General features: G+C 62.6%; 18 protein-coding genes. 5 read left to right on the top strand and 13 right to left on the bottom strand.

The features are described 5' to 3' along the window. Window positions 1-11: 11 nt before the first annotated feature. Window positions 12-257, bottom strand: coding sequence for a DUF1830 domain-containing protein (locus NCN05_RS04475; protein WP_250397169.1), 246 nt, complete (start codon window positions 255-257; stop codon window positions 12-14). Between the two features lie 166 nt (window positions 258-423). Between NCN05_RS04475 and NCN05_RS04470 the strand changes: the two genes are divergently transcribed. Continuing rightward, window positions 424-714, top strand: a complete 291-nt coding sequence (locus tag NCN05_RS04470) for a hypothetical protein (protein WP_250397168.1) — start codon at window positions 424-426, stop codon at window positions 712-714. A gap of 17 nt (window positions 715-731) precedes the next feature. Here NCN05_RS04470 and NCN05_RS04465 read toward each other — a convergent pair whose 3' ends face one another. Beyond that, window positions 732-1982, bottom strand: a complete 1251-nt coding sequence (locus tag NCN05_RS04465) for a glycosyltransferase family protein (RefSeq protein WP_250397239.1) — start codon at window positions 1980-1982, stop codon at window positions 732-734. 69 nt (window positions 1983-2051) lie between these two features. On the opposite strand from NCN05_RS04465, the gene NCN05_RS04460 reads away from it, so the two are divergent. Beyond that, complete coding sequence (locus NCN05_RS04460; RefSeq protein WP_250397167.1) at window positions 2052-3779, top strand: alpha-amylase family glycosyl hydrolase; 1728 nt, start codon at window positions 2052-2054, stop codon at window positions 3777-3779. Then, window positions 3776-4567, top strand: a complete 792-nt coding sequence (locus NCN05_RS04455) for an HAD-IIB family hydrolase (RefSeq protein WP_250397166.1) — start codon at window positions 3776-3778, stop codon at window positions 4565-4567. The genes NCN05_RS04460 and NCN05_RS04455 overlap by 4 nt, the downstream gene beginning before the upstream one ends. 19 nt (window positions 4568-4586) lie before the next feature. Here the strand turns inward: NCN05_RS04455 and NCN05_RS04450 are convergent, their stop codons facing one another. From NCN05_RS04450 to gcvT, 9 genes are all read right to left on the bottom strand, one after another. Next, window positions 4587-5399 (bottom strand): aminotransferase class IV, encoded by an 813-nt coding sequence (locus NCN05_RS04450; RefSeq protein ID WP_250397165.1) that lies wholly within the window; start codon window positions 5397-5399, stop codon window positions 4587-4589. Window positions 5400-5410: 11 nt separating this feature from the next. Further along, on the bottom strand, window positions 5411-6709 hold the full coding sequence (locus NCN05_RS04445; RefSeq protein WP_250397164.1) for an anthranilate synthase component I family protein: 1299 nt from the start codon (window positions 6707-6709) through the stop codon (window positions 5411-5413). Beyond that, entirely contained in the window at window positions 6706-7386 is a 681-nt protein-coding gene (gene queC, locus NCN05_RS04440) for a 7-cyano-7-deazaguanine synthase QueC (RefSeq protein WP_250397163.1), read from the bottom strand. The genes NCN05_RS04445 and queC overlap by 4 nt, the downstream gene beginning before the upstream one ends. Continuing rightward, complete coding sequence (locus tag NCN05_RS04435; protein ID WP_250397162.1) at window positions 7383-8237, bottom strand: NAD(P)-dependent oxidoreductase; 855 nt, start codon at window positions 8235-8237, stop codon at window positions 7383-7385. Before NCN05_RS04435 ends, queC begins: the two co-directional genes overlap by 4 nt. A 68-nt stretch (window positions 8238-8305) precedes the next feature. Continuing rightward, window positions 8306-8923, bottom strand: coding sequence for a 7-carboxy-7-deazaguanine synthase QueE (locus NCN05_RS04430; RefSeq protein ID WP_250397161.1), 618 nt, complete (start codon window positions 8921-8923; stop codon window positions 8306-8308). A 9-nt stretch (window positions 8924-8932) separates the two neighbouring features. Next, complete coding sequence (gene pyrG, locus NCN05_RS04425; RefSeq protein WP_250397160.1) at window positions 8933-10582, bottom strand: CTP synthase; 1650 nt, start codon at window positions 10580-10582, stop codon at window positions 8933-8935. Window positions 10583-10646: 64 nt separating this feature from the next. Further along, on the bottom strand, window positions 10647-11780 hold the full coding sequence (locus NCN05_RS04420) for an RpoD/SigA family RNA polymerase sigma factor (protein WP_250397159.1): 1134 nt from the start codon (window positions 11778-11780) through the stop codon (window positions 10647-10649). Window positions 11781-11882: 102 nt separating this feature from the next. Further along, the gene (gene aspS / locus NCN05_RS04415) at window positions 11883-13712 is read right to left on the bottom strand and encodes an aspartate--tRNA ligase (RefSeq protein WP_250397158.1); all 1830 of its coding nucleotides are present in this window, start codon (window positions 13710-13712) and stop codon (window positions 11883-11885) included. A gap of 49 nt (window positions 13713-13761) precedes the next feature. After that, a complete protein-coding gene (gene gcvT / locus NCN05_RS04410; RefSeq protein WP_250397157.1) occupies window positions 13762-14865 on the bottom strand; it encodes a glycine cleavage system aminomethyltransferase GcvT in 1104 nt (367 codons plus the stop codon). 130 nt (window positions 14866-14995) lie between these two features. Here gcvT and NCN05_RS04405 point away from each other — a divergent pair, with 130 nt between their 5' ends. After that, entirely contained in the window at window positions 14996-15208 is a 213-nt protein-coding gene (locus NCN05_RS04405; RefSeq protein ID WP_115009811.1) for a hypothetical protein, read from the top strand. Between the two features lie 84 nt (window positions 15209-15292). Beyond that, window positions 15293-15688, top strand: a complete 396-nt coding sequence (locus NCN05_RS04400) for a cyclic nucleotide-binding domain-containing protein (protein ID WP_115160958.1) — start codon at window positions 15293-15295, stop codon at window positions 15686-15688. Here NCN05_RS04400 and speB read toward each other — a convergent pair. Continuing rightward, window positions 15682-16572, bottom strand: coding sequence for an agmatinase (speB, locus tag NCN05_RS04395; protein ID WP_250397156.1), 891 nt, complete (start codon window positions 16570-16572; stop codon window positions 15682-15684). The genes NCN05_RS04400 and speB overlap by 7 nt on opposite strands. Further along, window positions 16569-17411 (bottom strand): polyamine aminopropyltransferase, encoded by an 843-nt coding sequence (gene speE, locus NCN05_RS04390; protein WP_250397155.1) that lies wholly within the window; start codon window positions 17409-17411, stop codon window positions 16569-16571. Before speE ends, speB begins: the two co-directional genes overlap by 4 nt. Between the last annotated feature and the right edge of the window lie 238 nt (window positions 17412-17649).

Genomic DNA, 17649 nt, shown 5'->3' with positions numbered 1-17649 from the left:
TCTGGGTCAGTTCAGCTGGCCCAGATAGATTCTGTTGCAGGCTCTTCATTCATGGCGTAATCGCTTACGTCGGCACGCACGTGCAGCATCTGCCCTGTCATCGACATTTTCCAGATTTCCAGGCGCGCATCCTCGGGGGCTTCGAACCAAAAGACCTCTTTAGGCATCACCACCTTCTCTCGGTAGAAGTGGTCGGCGCCAATGCATTTTACGATCACCATTCGGCTGGTGTCGTTCTGGTAAACACACTCAATCATCTTGAGCATTTGGAATGATGCCAATCTCGTGGTCTTAAGACAAGAGGAGTGTTTGATTAGTCACCGAATCAGCACGCCTTTAGATTTGATACAGATGAGTTGATACAGAGTTGGTCGCTTTGGTAGCGATCAACACGATTTTGGACAGGTCTGGGTGGGGCGGGTGATGCTCAGGGTTTTGATGATTACACATGACGGCACTTTCGTTTCAGCTGAAACACTTCTTTTTCGCCACTTTTTGCATGATTGCTTTGTTGATCATGGGGATTGCAGAATGGAGAAAGCGATCGGTTTGAGTGTTTCTCAGCAATTAGATGTTGAGCGGATGAATCGCGCGATCGAATCAACAATCGATCAACAGCAGCTGCAGGTGTTGGCCAAGCAATTGCTTCAGGCGTGGCATTCCCAGCGCGCTGCAACAATTTGGATCACGCGACAGCTGGAGCAGCTGGGCTGAGGCTCAATGCGTTGGCTTCAAGCAGCGAGCTCAGAGGTGATGCGTTGCGGATTGTGATTCGGGCGTTTCAAGGATGTGCGATCTGCCTGTCCTGCTGCGGCTAGATCAGCTTGAAGAGCTGAATTGCAACTGCGCAGTCGCGACCAGCTCGGCAGCTGATGGGCGATCGGCGCCTGCATCAGTTTGGCCAGACCGGGTCGCAGCAGGCCGGCGAAGTTTTGAACCGCCAGTTCTTCGCCATGGCGGTCGTAAGGCAATCGGTTGATGGCTGAATCCAGGCCGAACTGCCTCACGCGATCCTCGCCAACTCGCCGATACAGCACCTCAAGGGTCGGCAGTTGATCCATCGACATCACGCAACCTTCGTGTTCCATAAGGCCGCGCAACACCGTGCCGAAAATTTCGCCCGCCATGCGCTGCAGGCCTTCGCTGGGTTGTTGGCCCAGCTCCTTGTGTTTGTGGTCGAACAACCCCAGATCTACTTGAGCGATTCGGCTGGGGGCCACATGGCGATACACCTCAGACAGCAGGCCCACCTCCAGCCCCCAGTCCGATGGGATGCGCAGATTCATCGCCAAATCGGTGGTGAAGGCGAATTCACCAGCCAGGGGGTAACGGAATGACTGCAGGTACGACAGGTAGGGCAGAGGTCCGAAAATCTGCTCCAGGCTGGCCAGCAGTGGGCCAACAAACAGACGAGTGCCTCGGCCCTGAAGCGCTTGGGTTTCGAGGGAAAGGCGGCTGTAGAACGCCTTCACGTAGGCAATGCCGTGGGACCGATCCAGCAGGGGGCGGAGCATGCGCTCTGGATAGGCCGATCCAAAGGTTCTGATGTCGGCATCGAACAGGCCAACAACTTCAGCGTTCTGGCAGGCCACCCCGAGCCCCTGCCAGACGGCCCAGCCCTTGCCTGGTGGTCCGGTCACGTCGAGCCCCAGTTCGCCGACGGATTCGAGCAACTCCCGTACGGCGGGGCCATTGGTCCAGTGCACCCGAACGGGGAAGGGCATCCCTTCGAAAAATTTTTCCGCCGCTTTGACGTCTTCGGCGCTCGTGGCTGCCAATGCCACCACCAGTTCGTTGAGTCCCTTCAGGCCCGAAAGTGTGTCTCGAATCAGGCCGAGGGCCGGGCGGCTGAATTCCTCCATCAGGCAGGGGATCAGCAGGGTTGTGGGTCGCTGACTCAGCTCCCGGTTGAAGGCAACCGCATCGAGATTGCCCAAGCTGTAGTCATGGACGGTGCTGATCAGGCCCTGCTGAAAATCCATGTGGTGTTCGATGCAACAACAGAGGTCAGTGTCCTGCCCCATACCTGAAAGATCTGGAGGAGGAAGGTGATGCAGCCCCCGCGCGACGAGACGCTGCGGACCCTGCTTGGCGATCTGTACCCGACCGATTCTTCCGGGGATGGCAAGGAGTTGTCGTCGCAATTGCTGCAGATCTTGAGCCAATCGTCAGGAGATGGCGATATGGCAGAACACATCGATCGCTGGGACGGTGGAGATGTGGTCTTGATCACCTACGCCGACACCATTGGTGAGCAGGGTTTTCCTGGGCTTCAGGCGTTGAAGACGTTTGTGAATCTCCATCTGCAGCCCTTCGCAGCGGTGATTCATGTGCTGCCGTTCCTGCAATCCACCAGTGACGGCGGTTTTGCGGTGGCCAGCCACACCACGCTCGAGCCGCGTTTCGGGGATTGGCGTGATCTCGCCGCCCTGGCCCAGGGCCGACGGCTGATGGCCGATCTGGTTCTGAATCACGTGTCGGCTTCTCACCCCTGGGTGCAGCAGTTCATGCGGGATGAGCAGCCCGGCCGCTCCTGTGTGCTCGAGGCAGCCCCTGATCTCTGCTGGGCAGATGTGGTTCGTCCGCGCAGTTCCAATCTGTTCACGCAATTGAGGGGCCCCGTTGGTGCGCGTCAGGTCTGGACCACCTTTGGCCCGGATCAGGTGGATCTCAATTGGCGCAGTGCGGAGGTGCTGGTGGGCTTTGCCCGGCTGATGCAACGCATGGCCCGGCATGGGGTGCGTTGGATCCGTCTGGATGCCGTGGGTTTTGTCTGGAAGGAACCCCACACCTCATGCATTCACCTGCCGCAGGCCCATCAACTGGTTCGGGTGCTGCGGCTGCTGCTCGATCAGGTGGGACCCGATGGCGTTGTGGTCACCGAGACCAATGTTCCGGAGCAAGAAAACCTCTCCTATCTGAGGAGCGGTGATGAAGCGCATCTCGCTTACAACTTTCCCCTGCCGCCTCTGCTGCTTGAGGCCAGCGTCAGTGGTCGGGCCGATCTGCTCAATGCCTGGCTGAGTCGTTGGCCTGACTTGCCGCCGCAAACGGGGTTGCTCAATTTCACCGCCTGTCATGACGGCATCGGTTTGCGGCCGTTGGAGGGCCTGATGCCCCAGAAGCGCTTGCTGCAGCTGTTGATCGGCTGTGAGCAACGGGGTGGACTGGTCAGCCACAGGATGCTGAGTTCCGGCGACGAAGTTCCCTACGAAATCAACATCAGCTGGTGGAGTGCCATGGCGGATGGGGGGATTGATCCCACCTATCTCCAACGGGAGCGCTTCCTGCTCACCCAACTGTTGGTCCTGGCTTTGCCAGGGGTCCCCGCTTTCTATCTGCCGGCGTTGCTAGCGGCTCCCAATGATCTGACCCGCTTTCGTCGCACGGGCCATCGCCGGGATCTGAATCGGCCCCAGTTCACGGCCCAGGCCCTGGAGCGCCGCCTGGCGGATCCCGATTCAGATGTCTCCGCACTGCTGCCGGCGCTGCGGCGGGCTTTGGCCGAACGGGCTGTTCATCCGGCCTTGCACCCGGATGCCCCGATGACGGTGCTGAGCGAGGGCCGGAGTGATTGCGTCATCCTGCGGCGCTCCCGTGGGGGGGAAACGCTGGTGGCTGTTCACAACATCACGGCAGCGCGCCTCAGCTTTCGCCTCAGTGGTCTGGGTGGTGATCTGAACCAGCCCTGGGCCGATTGCCTGAGCGGTCATGTGTTCGAACCACATCAGTCGCATTCGCTAGAGCCTTATGCGGTGCATTGGTTGGTTCAGCCATGACCGCGAGTGTCGAGCCGGCGTGGTGGGTGGTGACTGATCTCGATGGCACCTTGCTGGATCACAGCTACGACTGGTCGCCGGCCAAGGATCTGATCCGTCAGCTGCAACAGCACCGGATTCCGGTGATTCCCTGCACCAGCAAAACGGCCGAGGAAGTGCGCGGCTTTCGCTGCGAGGCGGGGCTGCATGACCCTTACATCGTTGAAAACGGTGGCGCCGTGCATGGGGAAACTCCGGAAGGGGAACCCTGGGAGCTGCCGTTGGGTCCGGATTGGACGGCGCTGAAACCTCAGTTGCAGCGACTTCAGGCCGAGTTGGGTGAGCCCCTGCGTCCGTTGGATGAACTCAGTGAGGCGGAAGGGCAGCGGTTGTTGGGGCTTGGTGGTGAAGCCTTGCGCCAGGCGCAGCGGCGCTGCTGCAGCGTGCCTTTTGTGCCGCCTTCGGCAGAGGGGCGTCGCCGGCTTGAGGCCCTCGTCCAGCGGATGGGCCTGACGGTGGTGCAGGGCAACCGCATGGGTCACCTGCTGGGCCCAGACATCAGCAAAGGCAAGGCGTTGGCCACCCTGAAGCGACATCTGGGTGCTGAGCAGGTGAAGGTTTTGGCCTTGGGGGATTCCCCCAACGATCTGCCGTTGCTCGAGGTGGCCGATATTGCTGTTGTGGTGCCCGGGCCCGATGGCCCCCATCCCGCGTTGCGTTCCGGGATCGTTGCCGGGCGTTTCCAGCTGGCGGCAGCCCCCCATGCCAACGGTTGGGATGAGGCTGTGCGCCGGATTCTTCGCATCTAGGCCATCGCTGGACCCTGGCTCAATCCAGCAAGGATTGCCAGAGCTCCACTGCAGCAGTGGTTGTCGCCATGGGCTGACCGTTGTGGGATGCGATCGGTCGACAGCTGAGGCTGTTGATCAGAACGGCCTGATCGTCGGTATCGAATGTGGCCGCCAGCTCGGTTTCCACCGCGATGCCCTGGGCCAGTGCACGGCCCCGCATCACCCCCGGGAGGCAGCCGCTGTTGAGGGGCGGTGTTAGCCACTGTCCGCGACGCCGGACCAGCAGATTGGCCGCCGTTCCGCAGCACAGGGCTCCAGCCGTGTTCAAGAGCAGAGCGTCGTCGGCCCCTTGCTCCTGGGCTTCCCTGCGGGCCTGGATCGATTGCCCGTAGGCAAAGGTCTTGCAACAGCTCAAGCGGCTGGAGGCGTTGCGGCGCTCATGCCGACTGGTGATGGTGGTGACGGCTGAAAATGTTGGCGTGCAGGCCTGGAGCGTGAGCCAAAAGCGGTGGTGCCCTGGGGCCGGCAGTCCGATTCCGCGCTGAGGCGAGCTGCCCCGGCTCCAGTTGAGGCGCAGGGCTCCATGGGCTTCGCTCAGTTGGCTGCGTTGAATCGCATCTTCAAGCAGAGGCTCCAGCGCGTCTCGCTGCGGTGGCGGGTCCATGCCCAGCAGAGCTGCACTGTCGCTCCAGCGCTGCAGGTGCTCCTCCAGGAGTTGCGGTGCACCGTTGCGGATCAGCACCGTTTCAAAGAGGCCATCGGCCAGGAGCAGGGCGCGGTCGTTGAGGGGAAGCTGCAGGCTTGCTGCTGTTCCCCACTGGCCGTCGATCCAGGCGATAGCGCTGCTCATGCCAGCTGTGGTCATGCCAGCGCCTCCAGCAAGGGCTGCAGCTTCCACATCAACTCCTCTGCTTCGCCAAGGGGATCCGAGTCGGCGACGATTCCGCAGCCGGCATGGGCCCGCAGGGTGTCGCCTTGACGCAGTAAGGATCGGATCAAAATGTTGCTGTCGAAGCTGCCATCCCAGTCGATCCGCAGCAGTGATCCGCAGTAAGGCCCTCGGCTGGTGGGCTCGAGCTCATGCAGACGTTGGCAGGCCCGCAGTTTCGGCGCCCCGCTGATCGACCCCCCAGGCCAACTGGCTTCCAGAAGATGGACCCAGCTCAATCCGGTCTGAAGTTGTCCCTCCACGACTGAGGTGAGGTGATGCACGGAGGCATAACTTTCGAGCCCCACCAGTTGGGGAACCTGAATTGAACCCGGCTGGCAGGCACGACCGAGGTCGTTACGCAGCAGGTCGACGATCATCACGTTCTCGGCCCGGTCCTTGTCGCTGCACACGAGTTCCGCGGCGAGATTTGCATCCTGTTCGGGGTCGCCATGGCGCGGCCTGGTGCCTTTGATCGGCCGGGTTTGTACGGCTCCATCAGCACTCACCTGCAGAAAACGCTCCGGGGACGATGACAGCAACGCCTCGTTCTGGTCGCTGATGATCAGCCCTGCAAAGGGGGCAGGACAGGCCTGCCTCAGGGTGAGAAACAGCTCGAGGGCACTGCCTCCCTGGGGCCACGCTGTGCTGCAACAGGCCGTGAGATTGGCTTGGAAGAGATCACCTGCAGCGATCAGATCACGGATGCGCTGCACTCCTGCGGCGTACTGCTCGGGTGTGGTGTGGTGACTCCAGGCCGTCAGGGGGATTGATGGGGGCTCGTCTTTGGGCTGCTCAGGGCTGGAGGCCAGCTGTTGGGTGAGGCGGTCCAGAGCAGCCGTGCTGCTGGCTTCGATCCACAGCCTGCGCTTTTGGAGATCAAAGCGAAGCACCGGATCGTGGCGGGCGATCCAAAGCGTGGCCATGCCGTCGCTGGCCCAGGGGTTTCCCGGTTCCACCCAGGCGGCGGCTTCATAGCTCAGCCAGCCGCACCAATGCCCTGGGGCAAGCCCCCGCAGTGCCTCGAAGGGATTGCGGGCTCCTGATTCTCCAGGGAGACCGCGGCAGCAGATGATCTCCTGGGGTGCCACCGCCAGGGTGGCCCATCGGCCCAGGTTGCTGCCGTCGCCATCCAGCCAGACCAGTCCTTCTTCGCCGTAGGCATGGGCCAGTTGGTGTGCGAGCGCTTGGGGCTCTTGCCAGGGCAGCTCAAGCCGTTGGGGGCGGATCATGCCGCTGTTGAACTGCAGAGGTCAGGCCGGCCTGCTTCGCGGAGCGCTGCATCACGGATGCGGCAGCTGTCGCAGACGCCGCAGGGGTGCGTGCCGCCGCTGTAGCAACTCCAGGTCGTTTTGATCGGAACACCCAGGCGAAGGGCTTCCTCAACGATGCGCACCTTGCTCCACTGCACAAGCGGTGCCCAGAGTTGGGCGCCATGGCCCTCCCGACCGGCTTTGCTGGCCAGGTCGGCCAGGGTCTGAAAGGCGTTGAGGTAGTCGGGCCGGCAGTCGGGATACCCCGAGTAATCGACAGCATTCACCCCCAGCACCAACCTCTCGGCTCCGCGAGCCTCCGCCAGGCTCAGGCCAATGGAGATGAACACGGTGTTGCGCCCGGGCACGTAGGTGGGCGGAATGCGGCCTTCCTCCACGCCATGGGTGGGGATTGAGATGCTGGCGTCGGTGAGGGCTGACCCCCCCCAGCTGGCCAGATTCACGCTGATGCAGTGATGCTCTGCCAAGCCAAGCTGCTCAGCAACGGCAGCGGCGGCGTCCAATTCGCGGCGATGGCGCTGGCCGTAGTCAAAGGACAGGCCGATGACGCGGTCGCCTTGCTCAAGGGCAAGGGCCGCAGCGGTGGCGGAATCCAAACCTCCGGAGAGAAGCGCAATGGCAGTGCGTTGACTCATCTCAGAAGCGTGAGTTCGTGCAGGGCGCAGTAGTCCTGCTCATCAAGGTCGGTGCCCTTGGCTTGTTCAAGCAGGGACAGCAAACCGCTCAACCCCTGATCCTGGAGCCCAGCGGTTGTCGCCTCCTCCAGGAACAGGCGCAGGTCTTTGCGCAGCAGGGCGGTGCTGAAGTTGGGATCGGTGTAGCTGTGATCCAGCATCCGTTGCAGCTTCTTGTCGAAGGTGGGGGCGTAGAGCGCTGACGGCCGCAGGATGGCCATGAACGTTTCCACAGGAACGCCGGCCCGCTGAATCAGTTGCAGGGAGAGGGAGAAGCTGTGGGTGAGGCTGGCGATCAACTGATTGAGGGCCAGCTTGGTGGCAGCGCCGCTGCCAACGGGGCCCACGAGCTGGGGCTCTTGGCAGAGATGAGAGAGGAGTGGCCGTTGTTCTTCGAAGACTTGCTCTTCGCCGCCGGCCATCACTAGTAGAGATCCGTTCAGCGCCTGTGGTTTGCTGCCGAGCACCGGGGCTTCCAAATACCGCCCTCCTTGGTCCGCAACCTGTCTGGCGAGCTTGCGGCTTTCCTCCACTCCCATGGTTCCCATCGGGACCACCGTTGAGCTCTGCAGATCCCCAATCGTGCCGATCACGGATGCCGTTGCTGCTCCGTCACGCAAAACGGAGATCACGACTCTGTTGTTTTTGGCGGCTTGCCCCAGATCGTCGATCGCTATTGCACCCTTCTCCACGAGGGAGACGATGCGGGAGGGGTCGCGATTCCAGACGTGGACGTTGAGACCCTGCTCCAGCAATCGGGTTGCGATCGCCGTTCCGAGGAGGCCTGTGCCCAGAACGGCCACTGAGGTCATGGGCTCAGGTGATCAAATTCTGTTCAACATCAACGTAGTGGAGCAGACCCTGCCCTCAACGGTCTCGTTCAGCGGATTCCAAGCCATTTGTGGCTTTGCAGGCTGAGGCGCCATTGAGCGTGTTGACGCACATGCTCCACAGCCAGGGCTTCTCCGATGCTGCTCTCCCAGCCCGGCTGCAGCAGCCGCTCTGTGTCGTCCTCGCACTTGGACGCCATGGCTGCAGCGAAGCTGATGTCTTCCGGGCCATGCACCACAACTTTGAGCTCATGGCAGGCCTGCAAAAGCTCTTGCCGTGGGGGGCGGTGGCGTTTTGGCGAGAGGGTGATCCAATCGAAGCGTCCGCTGAGTGGATCCACCCCGCTGGTTTCCAGATGCAGGGGGAGACCGCATCGCGCATCGAGGCTCTGGGTGAGGTGCTGCAGATCGTGATGCAACGGTTCTCCACCGGTGATCACAACGAAGCTGGCCCCGGCTTCAGCAGCCATCTGGGCGGCATCAGCCAAGGCATCGACGGGCTGCTCAGGGTGCCCTTGGGCCGGCCATGAGTGCTTGGTGTCGCACCAGGGACAGCCCACGGTGCAGCCCGCGAGCCGAATGAAAAATGCACTGCGTCCGGCATGGTGGCCTTCTCCCTGCAGGGAATGGAATGTTTCCACCACCGGGAGACGCTGGGAGTCAGCCATCGACTCGGTTCATGGGATCGCAATGTCCCCCTGTTGACGCAGGGCCTGAGCCGGTGAATCCGGAAGGCGTTGTTGGGCCGCTTCGATCAATCCCCGGAACAACGGATGGGGTTGTCCAGGCCGGGAGAGGAATTCGGGGTGGTACTGGCAGGCGGTGAAGAACGGATGCCCTTTCAGTTCGATCAACTCCACCAGGCGTCCATCCGGGGACGTGCCGCTCACCACATATCCGGATTCCAGGAAAAGATTGCGATAGGAGTTGTTGAATTCGTAGCGGTGGCGGTGGCGTTCATAGACCACCTCGTCTCTGTAGAGCCTCTGGGCGAGGGTTCCCGGCGCAATCCTGCAGGGGTAGACCCCCAGGCGCATCGTGCCGCCCAGGTCGACCACGTCCTGCTGTTCCGGCAGCAGGTGAATCACGGGATGGGGCGTGTTTTCGTTTAATTCAGCACTGGTGGCCTCGGTGAGGCCGGCCTGGTTGCGAGCCCACTCGATCACTGCGGTTTGCATCCCAAGACAGAGCCCAAGGAAGGGCACCCGTTGTTCCCGGGCCCAGCGAATCGCTGCAATCTTTCCATCGACGCCACGGTTGCCGAAGCCACCGGGCACGACGACGGCGTCCATTCCGCGTAGGAGTGCATCGGCGCCGTCGGCTTCAATCTGTTCGGCGCAGACCCAGTGCAGGTCGAGGGAGGCATCCTGGGCAATGCAGGCATGCTGCAGCGCTTCGACGACGGAGAGATAGGCGTCGTTCAGCTGCACGTACTTGCCCACCAGGGCAACCTTCACCGATGGGCCGGGATTGCGCAGCTTGTTGACCAGTTGTTCCCATGCCGCCATGTCGCTGTCATGGTCGGTCAGGTTCAGCACGTCCAGCACTTCACGGCACAGCCCCTCCTGCTCGAGGATCAGCGGCACGGCATAGATGCTGTCGGCATCCAGAGAGGGAATCACGGCGCGGGTGGGCACCCCGCAGAAGCCGCCGATTTTCCGCTTGAGATCGTCGCTGATGTCGCGATCACTGCGGCAGACGAGCACATCCGGCTGGATGCCGATCGAACGCAGTTCCTTGACCGAGTGCTGTGTGGGCTTGGTTTTGAGTTCGCCGGAGGTGCCGATGAAGGGCAGCAGGGTGACGTGGATGTAGGCCAGGTCGTTGCGACCCACGTCCTCCCGGAATTCACGGATGGCTTCTAGGAAGGGCAGTGATTCGATATCACCCACGGTGCCGCCGATTTCCGTGATCACCACATCGGCATTGCTGTTGGAGGCAACCCGGTGGATGCGCTCGCGGATCTCGCCGGTGATGTGGGGAATCACCTGAACGGTGCCGCCGTTGTAGTCGCCGCGGCGCTCCTTGTTGATCACCGATTGGTAGATCGAGCCGGTGGTCACGCTGTTCAGGCGTGACATCGCCGTGTCGGTGAAGCGCTCGTAATGGCCCAGGTCGAGATCGGTTTCGGCGCCGTCTTCCGTGACGAAGACCTCACCATGCTGGAACGGGCTCATCGTCCCGGGATCCACATTCAGGTAGGGATCCAGCTTGAGAATCGAAACGTTGTAGCCCCGCGACTTCAGCAACCGGCCGAGGCTCGCCGCCACGATTCCCTTGCCAATGCTGGACACCACACCACCGGTGATGAAGACGAATTTGGCCATGACCTGCCGGGCGACTCTTCAAATTAGCTGGCGTCGGTCATAGGCTCCAGGGGGAGCCGGTGTTTTAGGAATCCAGGCCCTGGATGTAATCCCGGACTTTGCTGCGTCGTTGGGGTTGCCGCAGTTTGAGCAGGGCGCGGGTTTCGATCTGACGAACGCGCTCCCTTGAGAGTTTCAGCTCTTCCCCGATCTGGGCCAGGGTCTGGGGCGTGTCGTCCTCCAATCCGAAGCGCAGGCGCAGGACAGCGGCTTCCCGACTGGTGAGTTCATCCAGGAGATCCTCCAGATCGTTGTGGAGTTCGTCGTGGGTGAGGGTCTGCTCCGGGGTGGCATGGCCGTCCTCGATCAGATCCCCAAGCTGGGTGTCCTGTTCGCGGCCGACACGGGTGTCCAGAGACACTGAGCGGGGCACCCGGGCCAGGGTCTGGCGCACGGTGTCTTCACTGATGCCCAATTCGCGCGCCAGATCCGCGATCGAGGCAATGCGTCCTTCGTTGCTTGCAATCTCCTGCTGGACCCGTTTGATCCGGTTCAGTTTTTCGGTGACGTGAACGGGCAAACGGATCGTGCGGCTCTGGGTGGCGATGGCCCGGGTGATGCCCTGGCGGATCCACCAGTAGGCGTAGGTGCTGAAGCGGAAACCGCGGGTGGGATCGAACTTTTCCACGGCCCGCTCCAGCCCGAGCGTTCCCTCCTGGACCAGGTCCAGGATTTCCATTCCCCGCTGCTGGTACTTCTTGGCCACCGCCACCACCAGGCGCAGGTTGGCCTGAATCATGTGGTCTTTGGCTCGCCGCCCGTTGCGGAGGGCCAGCTTCAGATCCTTAGCCTCCAGCTGGGCCTGCTCAGCCCAGGCCTGATAGCCCCGGTCAATCCGCTGCTGCAACTCGGGCAAGGGCAGTCCTGCCGCGCGTGCCCATTCCTGCTTGGTTGGCCAGTGGCTGTGCTGGTTGGCTTCCCGGCGTTGCAGTTCTTCGAGACGGTGCAGTTCACCGATGGCGGCATCGCTCTCAGCCAGCTCTCGTTGCTGGAGCAGCAGTGCTTCGCGGCGCTGCACCAGGCGGGCCAGGGTGACCTCCTCCTCATTGGTGAGCAGGTCGACCCGGCCGATGTCCTGGAGATAAAGCCGCAGCAGATCCGTTGTGCCGCTGCTGCGGCGCTCACGGGTCCCCCCGGTCCGTCGGGGCTTGCTGGGCAAAAGCTGGCCTTGTGAAGTCCAACTTCAGGGTTCCTCGCCGTTGGCCGCGGTGCGACAAATGCGCTGATTCCCTTCGGGATCTGCTCAGCCCAGTAGCCGCCTTCAGTCTTCCTGGTCGGGCTCAACCCAAGTGCTGGCCACGTGCAGTTCCTCCAGCTGCTTGTCGGCAACGCCCCCTGGGGCACTGGTCATCAGGCAGCGGGCCTGCTGGGTCTTGGGGAAGGCAATGGTGTCGCGGATCGACTCCTCTCCGGCCAGCAGCATCACCATCCGGTCCACACCGAAGGCCAGGCCGCCGTGGGGCGGTGCGCCCACATCGAGAGCGTCCATCAGGAAGCCGAACTGCTCCTGGGCCTCCTCGAGGGGCAATCCAACCGTCTGCAACACCTGGCGCTGCAGGGCGGAGTCATGGATGCGCAGGGAGCCGCCGCCGAGTTCAAGGCCATTGAGCACAAGGTCGTAGGCCTGGGCCCGGGCTCCGGGCAGGGTTTCGGCCCACTTCGATGCATCGCTGCCGAGATCCTCCGCATTGGGGGCGCAGAAGGGGTGGTGCAGGGCCTCGTAACGGTTCTCGTCGCCGTTGAACTCGAACATCGGGAAGTCCACCACCCAGAGGAAGTTCCACTGGTCGTTGTCCCGGTCGGCCTTCACCATGCCCAGCTCCTTGGCCAGGTACTGGCGCACCCGGTCGAGGGCCTTGTTCACCGTGGCGGTGTCGCCGGCACCGAACAGCAGCAGGGTGCCGGGTTCCGCGCCGGTGCGGCTGAGCAGCTCCTGCTTCTGCTCATCGCTGAGGTTGTCCTTGATGGCGCCGATCGTGTCGATCTCACCGCCGTCGCGCACCCGGATGAAGGCCAGGCCACCGGCACCAGCTTTCTGTGCCTCGCTGAACACATCACCACCCGGCTTGATCCGCACGTTGCTCACCGCATCGTTGCCGCCGGGCACCGCGATGCACTTCACCGCGCCGCCGGACTTCACGGCGCCACTGAACACCTTGAAGCCCATGTCCTTCACGATGTCGCTCACGTTGGTGAGCTCCATGCCGTAGCGGGTGTCGGGTCGGTCGGTGCCATAGCGCTCCATGGCGTCATGCCAGGTCATGCGTGGGAAGGGCCGCGGCAGTTCGATGCCCTTCACGGCCTTCCAGATGGCGCAGATCAGTGATTCGTTCAGCTCCAGGATCTGCTCCTGATCCATGAAGCTCATCTCGATGTCTAGCTGGGTGAATTCCGGCTGGCGGTCGGCCCGCAGGTCTTCGTCGCGGAAACAGCGGGCCACCTGGTAGTACCGCTCGATGCCGCCCACCATCAGCAGCTGCTTAAACAACTGGGGGGACTGGGGCAGGGCGAACCATTCGCCGCCGCAGACCCGGCTGGGAAGGACGTAATCGCGGGCGCCTTCCGGCGTGGAGCGGGTCAGCACCGGGGTCTCCACCTCGATGAAACCGGCGTCTTCCAGGAAGCGACGGGCGGCCTGGATGGTCTGGGCCCGCAGCCGCAGGTTGTCGTTCATGCGCTTGCGGCGCAGATCCAGATAGCGGTGGCGCAGCCGCAGTTCTTCGCGGGTGTTCTCCTCGTCGTGCACCGACACGGGGAAGGGCAGGTTGCCTTTCACGCTGTTCAGCACGGTGATGCCGCTGGCGAGCACTTCCACGGCTCCCGTCGCCAGCTTGTCGTTCAGGGAGTCGCCGGGCCGGGCCCGGACTTTCCCTTCAACCTGCAGCACGGTTTCGCTGCGCAGATGCTCGGCGACGGCGAAGGCGTCGGCGCCCAGATCCGGGTCCACCGTGATCTGCACCGTGCCGCTGCGGTCCCGCAGGTCGATGAAAATCACCCCGCCGTGATCACGGCGTCGATCCACCCAGCCGCACAGTTGCACCTGCTGATCAATGTTCTGTTCGCGCAGGTCGCCGCAACCGTTGCTGCGCATGGGATGTCTCAACTGGAGAAGAGCGAGTTTCCCACAGCAGCGGTGAGCGTCAGGCGCGTTTGTAGAAGGGCTTGCGAACGACCGTTGCCGGCTGGGCCTTGCCGCGGATCTCAACGCTCAGTTCGGTGCCGAGTTTGGCGAGGGACGGCGGCACGTAGGCCAGGGCGATCGCTTCTTCCAAGGTGGGTGACCAGGTGCCGCTGGTGACAATGCCCACCGTCTCTCCGTTGTGCATCACGGGGTAGTCGTGGCGGGCGATGGCACGACCCTGCAGCTTGAGCCCCACCAGGCGTTTGGCCGGGCCGGATTCCGCCGCCTGCTCCAGCGCCTGTCGGCCCACAAAATCCACGGGCATTTCCAGGTGCACGAGCCAACCCAACCCGGCCTCGAAGGGGTTGGTTTTGTCGTTCATGTCTTGGCCGTAAAGGTGCATGGCGGCCTCCAGCCGCAAGGTGTCCCTTGCCCCCAGGCCGCAGGGGGTGACACCGCGATCGAGCAAAAGCTGCCAGAGCTTCTGTCCGTCGTCGGCGTTGAGCAGCAACTCGGCACCGTCTTCGCCGGTGTAGCCCGTGCGAGCACTGAACACCGGTTGGCTCAGGCCCTTGAGGTTGAGCATCCGGTGGCCGAAGCGGGGCAAGCCGCTGAGGTCTTCGCCGCTCAGCTCCTGCAGCAAACCCATGGCCTCAGGGCCCTGCAGAGCGAGCAGCACTCCGTCCTTTTTGATGTCGGTCACCGTCAGGCCAGCGGGCTCCATCTGTTCACGGATCCAGGCGGTGTCGCTGTCGGCGCAGGCGGCATTGATCACCAGCACCAGCGCACCCCGTTCGGCATCAATGGCACCGCAGTCGTAAACGATGAGGTCGTCGCGAATGCCGCCGCGCTCGTTCAGCAGAACCGAGTAGCAGGCTTCGCCGGGACCGATGCGGTGCAGGTCGCTGGGGATCAGCCGTTGCAGCGCATCCTTGGGATTGGCACCTTCGAGGCGCAGCACTCCCATGTGGGAAATATCAAACATGCCGACCCGTTCGCGAACGGCCTTGTGCTCCTGGATCAGGCCGCTGAACTGAACCGGCATCTCCCAGCCTGCAAACGGCACCGTGCGGCCCCCGGCGCTGCGGCAGGACTCGAACAGGGGAGTGCGCTGCAGGGACATGGGGGCGGCCGATGAGAAGCGCATTCTTATGGAGGGCTTCACGATCCGGAAGGGAACCCGGAAATTTGCCCCTGTCCATGGTCCGTTTCGCAGACCGTCACTAGCTTGAGCGCGTTTCCGGAGCGCTTGTTTGGCCGCTAGCTCCTGCTGTCGCAGTTGTCAGTACTGCACCCTGCCGGCAGGTGCGAAGGGGTGGTGCCGTCTGCGCCGGTTGGAGGTGCATGCCGAGATTGCAGATCTGATGGTCTGTCACCACTGGACCCCCCGTTCCCCCAAGCTTCCGGCTCTGCAGAGCAGCGGTGTTGGAGAGCGTCAGCTGGAGCTGGATCGCAGCTTGACGTGAGCCTGGATCCATCCACGTCTCCGCCATTGCTGATGGCCTCCACCGGATGAACGCGGGATACTGCAGCCAACCCCCGTTATTGCCTTGTCCGCCTCAGCTCCGCTGACTCCTCTGGAACTGATCCAGGAACAGCCTGAGGTGGATCGCCTGACCCTTCCCACCGGCGCAACTGTTTTCAGTGCCGGTGAGCCTGTGCAGTTCATCCATGTGATTGAACGGGGATGGATGGAACTGAGCAGTGGTCCGTTGAACCGCATTCGCTTTGGTTCCGGTGAATTGTTTTTCTATGAGGATCTGGTGGATGGCGCCGAGTGTCACAGCCGTGATGCCACAGCGGTGACGCCTGTTTCGTTGTTCCGCCTGAGCCGCTCCAATTTTCTGGCGCTCATCCATCGGCACCCAACGCTGGTGCTGCAATTGCTCAGCAAGCAGCACAGTCGTTTGCGGCAGCAGCGGGCTGATGCCCGTCACTTCTATTGATTGCCACCCAGGAGCAGCAGCAGGCTGCGGGTCACCTTGGCGGCCAGCACGGAGCTGATGCCACTGGTGTCGAGTTGTGGGGCCAGTTCCACCACATCGGCCGCCACCAGGTGATGTTCTCGAAGCACCCCGATCAGGCTGGCGAAGTCAGACCAGTTGTAACCACCGGGTTCCGGTGTGCCGGTCCCAGGCAGAACGGCGGGGTCAAACCAGTCCAGATCGACAGTGAGATAGATGGGTTTCCCCTGCAAGGGAGCGAGGGCCTGTTGAAGGGCGTCGACGCTGGGCATCAGCCGGCCGCTCTCGTGCAGTTCGCTGAATTCCTCCCGCGTGCCACTCCGGATCGCGAGTTGAAACAGCGTCTGGCTGGGAAGAACCTCCAAACAGCGGCGCATGGCGCAGGCATGGCTGTGGCGGGCCCCCAGCCAGCTGTCCCTGAGGTCGGCATGGGCATCCAGCTGCACCAGCACCAGGTCGGGGTGGCGTTGTGCCACGGCCTCCACGGCACCTGAGCTGATCGAATGCTCCCCGCCCAGCATCAGGGGCCTGAGCCCCAGGCTGAGCACGGCTTCGGTTGCTTGCTTCACCTTGGTGAGAACGGGCTCAGGGTTGCCGAAGGGAATCTCAACGGCACCAAGATCCGCAAAGTCGAGATCCTCCAGATCCAGGTTGAGTTGCGGGCAATAGGTCTCCAGGCCAGCGCTCACCTCTCGGATGGCGGCGGGGCCGAAGCGGGTGCCAGGGCGAAAGGAGGTGGTGCCGTCATACGGCACACCAAACAGACCAACGCGGCAGTCGGCAGGGTTGCGACGGGATCCCATGAAAATGGTTCCGTCGCTGTCAAACAAACTGTCGAAAAGCCCACTCGGCGGTTGTGCGGTCATGGCTGCAGCTCCCGTTCGACGAAGGCCGGAATGGCGTCCATGCCCCCCCGCTGCCAGCGCGGGGACCAGATCTCGCAGCCTGCGGCGATGGCCTCGCTGCGCTCTGGGTATGGAGTGCGGTAACGGGGTGTTGCCATCGCAGCGAAGGTCCAGCTCCACCAGCCGCTGGGGTACATCGGCACCCAGCCATAGAGCGGGTCGGCATGGTCAAACACCTCGCGTAACAGGCGCACCATGGCGATGTGGACATCGCGGAAGGCTTCCGGAGATTCGCTCTGCGTGCCGAACACGCCCCCGGGCTTCAGCAGCCGTCGGCAGTTTTCAAAGAAGGCGCGGTTGAACAGGCCTTCGGCGGGTCCGGCGGGATCAGAGCCATCCACCAAGACAACGTCATAGCTCTGGTCCTCAGCCTCAGCGGCCCAGGCGATGCCATCGCCCACCGTGAGCTGGAACCGCGGATCAGACCAGGCGGATCCGCCGATGTCGGGAAGGTGTTCCCGGCTGAGTTCCACCACACGCCCGTCAATCTCCACCATGTCCAGCCGCTGGACGCCTGGGTGGCGCAGGCATTCCCGCGCGGTGCCGCCGTCCCCGCCTCCGATCACCAGAATCCGCTCGATCGAGCTGGCGCTGCATAGGGCTGGGTGCACCAAGGCCTCGTGGTAATGGCGTTCCTGCTGTTCCGCTGTCATCCAACAGCCATCCAGGAGCAGCCCCCGCCCGTAGCGCTCACTGCGAATCACGCTGATCCGCTGGAACGGACTGGTCTCCTCGACCAGCACCTCTCCCTTCAATCCATAGCGGACGCCGCGGTGTTCTTCGTCAATCCAGCTGCTCATGGGCTGCGGTGGGCATCTCTCCAGCTAAGGACCCGGTGGGGCTGTTCCCAAACACCAGATGTAGTGCTCTTGGGATTGACGAACGCAAGTTGTGGAGGTTGAATGTGCTGTGTTGGGGAGCTGCTGTGGAAGAGGGCAGCTCCAAAGCCTTTTTCGTCAGATCAAGGCTTTTGTTTTATCGGTAGGGGTCAGGGTTGGTGCAGGTGCTCTCTCTTCGAAGCATCAACCTGGTGGGAGC

Source organism: Synechococcus sp. MU1651 (genome assembly GCF_023630635.1).
GTDB lineage: Bacteria > Cyanobacteriota > Cyanobacteriia > PCC-6307 > Cyanobiaceae > Parasynechococcus.
Note: the sequence above shows the minus strand (reverse complement) of the source record. Positions and strands in the feature narration are given on the sequence as shown.